Origin of the sequence: Helicobacter bilis ATCC 51630 (assembly GCF_000686565.1) — a bacterium.
Lineage (GTDB): Bacteria > Campylobacterota > Campylobacteria > Campylobacterales > Helicobacteraceae > Helicobacter_A > Helicobacter_A bilis.
This window is the reverse complement of the sequence record NZ_JMKW01000080.1, coordinates 1-5,888: the sequence shown is the minus strand read 5'-3', so window position 1 is coordinate 5,888 and position 5,888 is coordinate 1. Positions and strand designations below refer to the sequence as shown.

General features: G+C 33.0%; 8 protein-coding genes. 4 read left to right on the top strand and 4 right to left on the bottom strand.

Translation table 11 applies throughout. The features are described from left to right. Positions 1–29 precede the first annotated feature (29 nt). Positions 30–1,544, bottom strand: coding sequence for a hypothetical protein (locus tag T368_RS0110715; protein WP_004085128.1), 1,515 nt, complete (start codon positions 1,542–1,544; stop codon positions 30–32). Between T368_RS0110715 and T368_RS0110710 the strand changes: the two genes are divergently transcribed. The 4 genes from T368_RS0110710 (at position 1,527) to T368_RS0110695 (ending at position 5,043) form a co-directional block, all read left to right on the top strand. After that, complete coding sequence (locus T368_RS0110710) at positions 1,527–2,723, top strand: phage portal protein family protein (protein WP_080628827.1); 1,197 nt, start codon at positions 1,527–1,529, stop codon at positions 2,721–2,723. The genes T368_RS0110715 and T368_RS0110710 overlap by 18 nt on opposite strands. After that, positions 2,713–3,666 (top strand): phage head morphogenesis protein, encoded by a 954-nt coding sequence (locus T368_RS14690; protein WP_004085126.1) that lies wholly within the window; start codon positions 2,713–2,715, stop codon positions 3,664–3,666. Before T368_RS0110710 ends, T368_RS14690 begins: the two co-directional genes overlap by 11 nt. A 430-nt stretch (positions 3,667–4,096) precedes the next feature. Further along, positions 4,097–4,582: a phage virion morphogenesis protein gene (locus T368_RS0110700; protein WP_004085125.1), complete on the top strand. Its 486-nt coding sequence runs from the start codon at positions 4,097–4,099 to the stop codon at positions 4,580–4,582. 212 nt (positions 4,583–4,794) lie between these two features. Further along, positions 4,795–5,043 carry a Mor transcription activator family protein gene (locus tag T368_RS0110695; protein ID WP_004085124.1) on the top strand — a complete coding sequence of 83 codons (249 nt, stop codon included), beginning with the start codon at positions 4,795–4,797 and terminating at the stop codon, positions 5,041–5,043. Here the strand turns inward: T368_RS0110695 and T368_RS15740 are convergent. The 3 genes from T368_RS15740 to T368_RS0110680 all read right to left on the bottom strand — a co-directional run. Beyond that, positions 5,040–5,204 carry a hypothetical protein gene (locus T368_RS15740; RefSeq protein WP_004085123.1) on the bottom strand — a complete coding sequence of 55 codons (165 nt, stop codon included), beginning with the start codon at positions 5,202–5,204 and terminating at the stop codon, positions 5,040–5,042. The two genes, T368_RS0110695 and T368_RS15740, sit on opposite strands and share 4 nt — an antisense overlap. Further along, the gene (locus tag T368_RS0110685) at positions 5,201–5,389 is read right to left on the bottom strand and encodes a hypothetical protein (RefSeq protein ID WP_004085122.1); all 189 of its coding nucleotides are present in this window, start codon (positions 5,387–5,389) and stop codon (positions 5,201–5,203) included. Before T368_RS0110685 ends, T368_RS15740 begins: the two co-directional genes overlap by 4 nt. A gap of 73 nt (positions 5,390–5,462) precedes the next feature. Continuing rightward, the coding region (locus T368_RS0110680; RefSeq protein WP_027338487.1) for a YopX family protein at positions 5,463–5,888 on the bottom strand (426 nt) is incomplete at its 5' end.

Sequence of the window (5,888 nt, the reverse complement as noted above, 5' to 3'; positions counted from 1 at the left end):
CACTTTTACCACAAAACTCATAATACGCCTCATCTATGACAAACAGCATATCGCCATATTTTGTGATAAGTAATTCTAGATTCAATATATCGTGCTTTGCTATTAGTAAAAGCATCACTTAAAGCTGTGCTAAAACCTTGTGTGATTGAATTTTGTGCTTCACTCATAATGTTAGAAAATGCATCAGCTATACTACTTTTACCACTTAAGAGTTCATTAAACCCAGAGCTAAGTGAGTAATTAAGGCTTGTTGTAATCTGTTCTACATAGAGATTATATTCTTGTATCTCTTTTATTCTTTTTTCATGCAGCTTGTTTTCTGCTTCATACAAGGCATTAACTTGAGCTAACTCTAATTCTCCACTCTTTAGCTTTTCATTCACTTCAAAGTTTAGATTTGTAATCGTTCTTTCATAGCGTAGTTTCTCTAATGCGATTTCTTTTTTCTTACCATCTTGCATAAGAGAGATATTTCTCTCCCTTATTCTATACTCATAATCCCAGAATGCTTTTAATCTTTCAGTCTCGCTTAAGCCTTTTTCTTGTGCTTTAGTTTGCTTTGTTTGTGTAATAGCTCTTTTCTTAGCTACAAGCTTTGTAGTATTTGTTTCAACATCTTTATTCACCTTTTCTTGCTCATCATTCCATAGAGCAAGTATCTCTTTATAGCTATCTACAAGCACATCTCCCATATGAGAGACATTACCTTTCATTTTCTCCCATATTGCATCATTTTCTGCCATTCTTTTATGAAAGCTTGCAAGGGCTTCTTTGTCTTTCCCAAATGAAAAAGCATATTTTAATGCATCACCTGCTGCCATTGCATTATTTATCATGCCTTTAATCGTATTTATAACAAGCTTTACACCTTCAACTATGACATTAATAACAGCTACAATGCCTACCATAGTAGTTTGCATACCTTTTAATAAGATAGTAAAGGTATCAAGCTCTTTATTACTCTCTTTAAAGCAGCTTGCAATCCACTTTAAAGCATTGCCAAACTCTTCCCATAAGAATAATGCTAACTCTTTTAGACTATCCCATATTCTCTGTATATGATCTATCCATGCAGCAAATACAGCTAGAAATCTATCTTTATTGCTTGTAATAAATTCAGTCATTGAAGCAATGGAGTTTTTTATCTTTTCAAAATATACACTTATAGCACTTCGTTTTAAATCATCAAATGCAGAGTTAAGCTTACCTACTGCAACAGAATAACTCATGCTTTGTGCTTTTACACTCTCTTGCAAAGGGGATAGCTTTTCTAGCATTAATTCATAGAGTTTGCCCTCATTCTTTGCTTGTGTCATAGCTTCTGTGCTTAAGCCTAGAGACTTTATAAAACGACCAAAATCTGTTGCAGTATCTGCTACACCACTGCCTAGATTATCAAGTGTTACTTTTAGAGATTCTACATCTACGCCAGATACATTTGCGGCTACTGCTATTTTCTCCATGACTTCTTTTGCTTGTTCTAGGCTCATAGTAGCACCAGCAGTTGAGTAAAAGCCTTTAAACATATCACTCATATCATTCATGCTATAACCAAATTCAATGCCTACATTTTTGAGATCATTAATGGTTTCTTTAGCACATCTATTCCTTATGGATTTAGCTCTTTTATCTTGCAGTGGGAATCTCTTAATTCTAAGATTTATCCAAAGCTAGATTTTATAAGTATGCGATACTTTGAAAGTGATGAATCTTTTATGCCCTATATAGAACAAGGCAGTAATAGAATCTACCTGCATGAAGCAAATGAAGATATTTATACAATCTATCATCCAAGTGATGCAGGAAATCTCATAGAATCTAGCCTTATGAATAAGATTATAAGCCTAGCAAGTCTAAAGCATATTACCTTGCAAAGATACATGAGTTATTTAGATAGCTTTTCTGTCCCACCCTTAATTATAAAGAGTGAAGCTACAAGCACACAAGAGACAAGCAATCTTATATTACAATCAGCCCTAAATCTAAGAAGCAATGGTGTAGGCTTATTTGCAAAAGATGATATACTAGAAGTCTTAAATGGAAATGTAGATAAAGGCACATTCCTAGACTTTGTAAGATATTGTGATGAGTGTATCTCTAAAGTGATCACAAGTCAAGTATTAGCAGGGAATAATGTGCAAAATGGCACACAGGCACTAGGTAATGTGCATGAGGGTATAACAAAGAATGTATTAGAGTTTGATGCAGGACTTCTAGCAGAAAATATCACACCACTCTTAGCTAAAATGCTAGAATATAACTTTAGTCATGTAGCCCCCTTTTACTTTGAGATAGACACAAATACAGAAAAAGATGAGAAACTTCAAGCAGAAGTGTATAATCTCTTATCTAATATGGGTATTAAAGTGCCTTTAAAGCACCTTGAAAACACATTTAAAATAGAGGGATTAGAATATAGAGACAATATAGACTTAGATATAAACTCGCCTTTATCTTTTAAGAATATGCAGAAGAATAGAGAGATTAAAGATGGCAACATAAACACACTAGATAGCATAGATAAACTAGAGCATACACTAAGTCCAAAAGACACATTTAACCTAAACGCTTTACTAAAAGATTGTAAAACCTATGATGAAGCATTTCTAAAGTTAGAATCTATGCTAAAAGGAAGTGATTTAGAACTTGCAAAAGATGAGTTATCAAACTATATCGCAAATGCTATGATTTATGGCAAGGGGAGTGTGCATAATGACCTTTGATTTTAAATCCCCACCCACAGATAATATTGCCTACTTTATGGCAAAGACAAAGGAATTACATTTTGATTATGATGAGATTATGCACGAAGCCCATCATAAGACATTCACCATTGCAAAAATCACGCAAATAGACTTACTCTATGATATAAAAGAGAGTTTGCAAAAAGCCCTAGCAAAAGGACAAAGTTTTAACGCTTGGAAAAAAGATATTGCACCCACTTTGCAAAAAGCAGGTTGGCTAGGTAAAACACAAGTGATAAACCCAACAACAAAAGAATCTAAAGAAATCTATATAAGCAGCAAAAGATTAAAAACAATCTATTATACAAATATACGCACAAGCTATAATCAAGCAAGAGCAAGAGAACAATACAACCTCCCACATAGCACATACTTAAGGTATGTTGCCATTGATGATAATAGGGTAAGACAAAGTCATAAAAGTCTGCATGGCTTAATACTACACAGAGACCATGCTTTTTGGAAAACATGTTATCCACCTAATGCTTGGAATTGCAGATGCAGAGTCCAAAGCTATTCTAAAACACAGATTGAAAAAAGGGGTTGGAAAATAGCTAACAATCCGCCACCTTTTACCCCACATAAAGATTGGAACTATGATACAAGGAATCTAGACTCAAGCACCAATACACTGCAAAAAGCACTAGACTATAAAATGAAATATTATAAGCATAAAGATATAAAAAGTTATGAAGCCCTAAAGCATATTGAAAAAGAAACAAAAAAAGAAGTATGGAAACAAGGCTTTAATGAAATATGGGAAGCCTATATCAACAATGATTTATCAAGCACAAAAAGAAATGTAGCCCAAGTAGGTGAGCTAAACACAAAGGCTATAAAAGCATTAAGAGAGTATTTCAACATAGAAGCACAAAAAATAGGCATAGTCATAGATAAAGGCAGACTAACACACAGGCGATAGAAAAGAAAGCTATAATCAGCATGTAAGCAAGGAAGAGAGAGAAAGGATTATGACATACTAGATTCTAAAGATATAAGGCTTTTTATATATACAGAAGAAAAGCATAAGAATATATTCTTTGTGATAGATGACATAAATGATAAAAACAAGATTATAAAAATACCAATAATGATAAATCACAAAATAAAAAAGTTTGGTATGACTAATTTTTTAGTTACGATGAGTAAGGTTAATAGGGAAGAATTATCAAAAGAAAAATACAAAGAGATTAAATAAACGAGATGGCAGGATTCGAACCTGCGATATGTGGATGCTATAAGCAAAAACCCCGCTCCCGTGCGACCATCATCTCGTTCTTGTTAAAGTCAAACCAACTCTAACAACACCATTGTAGCATAAAAATTAAACTTTGCAATTATAAAGGACTAAAATGAAGCAAAATATTTCACTTCAACAACTCATAAATGAGCTAGACTTTACAATAAAACAATGTAAAAACATATCTCCCATACTACATGAAGTAGGAAATCTTGCTAAAAATGAAGCAGAACTAAGCTTTGAAAAAGAGACTAGCCCATTTGGTGATAAATGGACTCCCCTATCAAAACAAACACTAAAACATAAAAAAGGAAGTAAGATTCTAACAGAATCTAGTATGCTTCAAAGCTCTATTAACTCACGCACAAAAATGCAAAAGAGTAAAGGTGGGGCAAAGGGGAGTGCAAGTGGTATTGTTAGCATTGGCACAAATCTAGAATACGCCCCCCTCCATCAGTTTGGCGGAAAAGCAGGAAAGAACTTAAAAGCAAATATCCCAGCAAGACCATTTTTACCCTTTAAAGATAACGACATTCCAAATGATTTAAAAGAAGATATTAAAGAAACAATATTAAATCACTTTAAATTTGGTAAATGATTGAGAATAGCAAGATTATGTATTGTGTTATTGATATATCGCCTTTATTTATCATGTTGCCCTTAATCTTGTCATGTTGAGCGAAAGCGAAACATCTCTTTATCATTAAACAATAGCAAAATACTCAAAACTTTATTGCTAAAATACGCTATTTAGTAAATAACATAAACAAAGGCAAAGATAAAAACACATAGGGGCATTAAGGGGATTGTATGCACTACTTAGAAGAAATCTGCATTGATTATAAAAATGGCATGAGCTTTGAAAAGATATGTAAAAAATATGGTGGCATAAGTCTTTATGTGCCAAAGGTAATCCCAAACGCAAAAGAAAAGATAATACAAGAGTTTAATGGAGCAAACTTTGCAACACTAGCGTATAAATACAACTTAAGTGAAAATACAATACGAGATATTATAAAAAAGCATAGAGAAGCTAAAAAAGAAGCAACTTTGTTTTAATCCTTATCTTCACATTGCAAGGCAGACAAAGTGTCGCTAATCTCACATATTAAACTTGCAAACATATTACATAGCTTTTTTAATCTAAAAGCGATAAAGACTAAATACGCAATAATCACAAATTCTAAGATAGCTATATATACTAAAAAATCATAAGTCATTTTCTACCCTTTATTATGCTAATATCCTTTTCAAGTTCTGCTAATCTCTCTTGCAACTCTTTTATTGCTAATGCAGTAATTTGTTGATTAACTACAAGATTATTATTAGATTCTGTAAGACTTTTTATAATCTCGCCTTTATCTTTCAAATCCCTTTTTAACTCATTTATTTGTGTTTCATTCATTCCTTATCCTTTCAAAATCCTTGCATTTTTCTAATATTTAGGGAATCCTTTTGAATCATACATATCCCCATACTTACATTTGATAAGCACTTTTTCTTTTTTTTAACAAATCCGCATTCTCGTGGATATTGCCTATCACTTGCACGCACTCTATTGTATTGTCTTTGTAGCCATTGCTTCTCTCGTATATGCATTGTAAGCGTGTTCCACAATCCACTTGCAAATCCTTTTCTATGCTTGTGTCTATAATGTAGAATGTGTTTCTCTCAAACACCACTACTAGCGGTGCTGTTTTTGAATCGTATTTGACTATATCGCCCTCGTATAGCTTTGTGCCTTTGCTATCATAAAATCCACTCCATAGCTCTATTTCTGCATTTTCATCATCAATAGGCACAATCAAGGATTTTTCAAACACAATTTCATCTTTTCCATTTGCTGTTAAAAAACCACCTCTTATTTCCACAAAGCACTCGCTTAGATTGTGCCATAATCTAAA

Bases quoted from the DNA above. Each gene is read 5' to 3' on its own strand.
- T368_RS0110715 (WP_004085128.1), bottom strand. From the start codon at position 1,544: ATGAATGATATGAGTGATATGTTTAAAGGCTTTTACTCAACTGCTGGT.
- T368_RS14690 (WP_004085126.1), top strand. From the start codon at position 2,713: ATGACCTTTGATTTTAAATCCCCACCCACAGATAATATTGCCTACTTT.
- T368_RS0110700 (WP_004085125.1), top strand. From the start codon at position 4,097: ATGAAGCAAAATATTTCACTTCAACAACTCATAAATGAGCTAGACTTT.
- T368_RS0110695 (WP_004085124.1), top strand. From the start codon at position 4,795: ATGCACTACTTAGAAGAAATCTGCATTGATTATAAAAATGGCATGAGC.
- T368_RS15740 (WP_004085123.1), bottom strand. From the start codon at position 5,204: ATGACTTATGATTTTTTAGTATATATAGCTATCTTAGAATTTGTGATT.
- T368_RS0110685 (WP_004085122.1), bottom strand. From the start codon at position 5,389: ATGAATGAAACACAAATAAATGAGTTAAAAAGGGATTTGAAAGATAAA.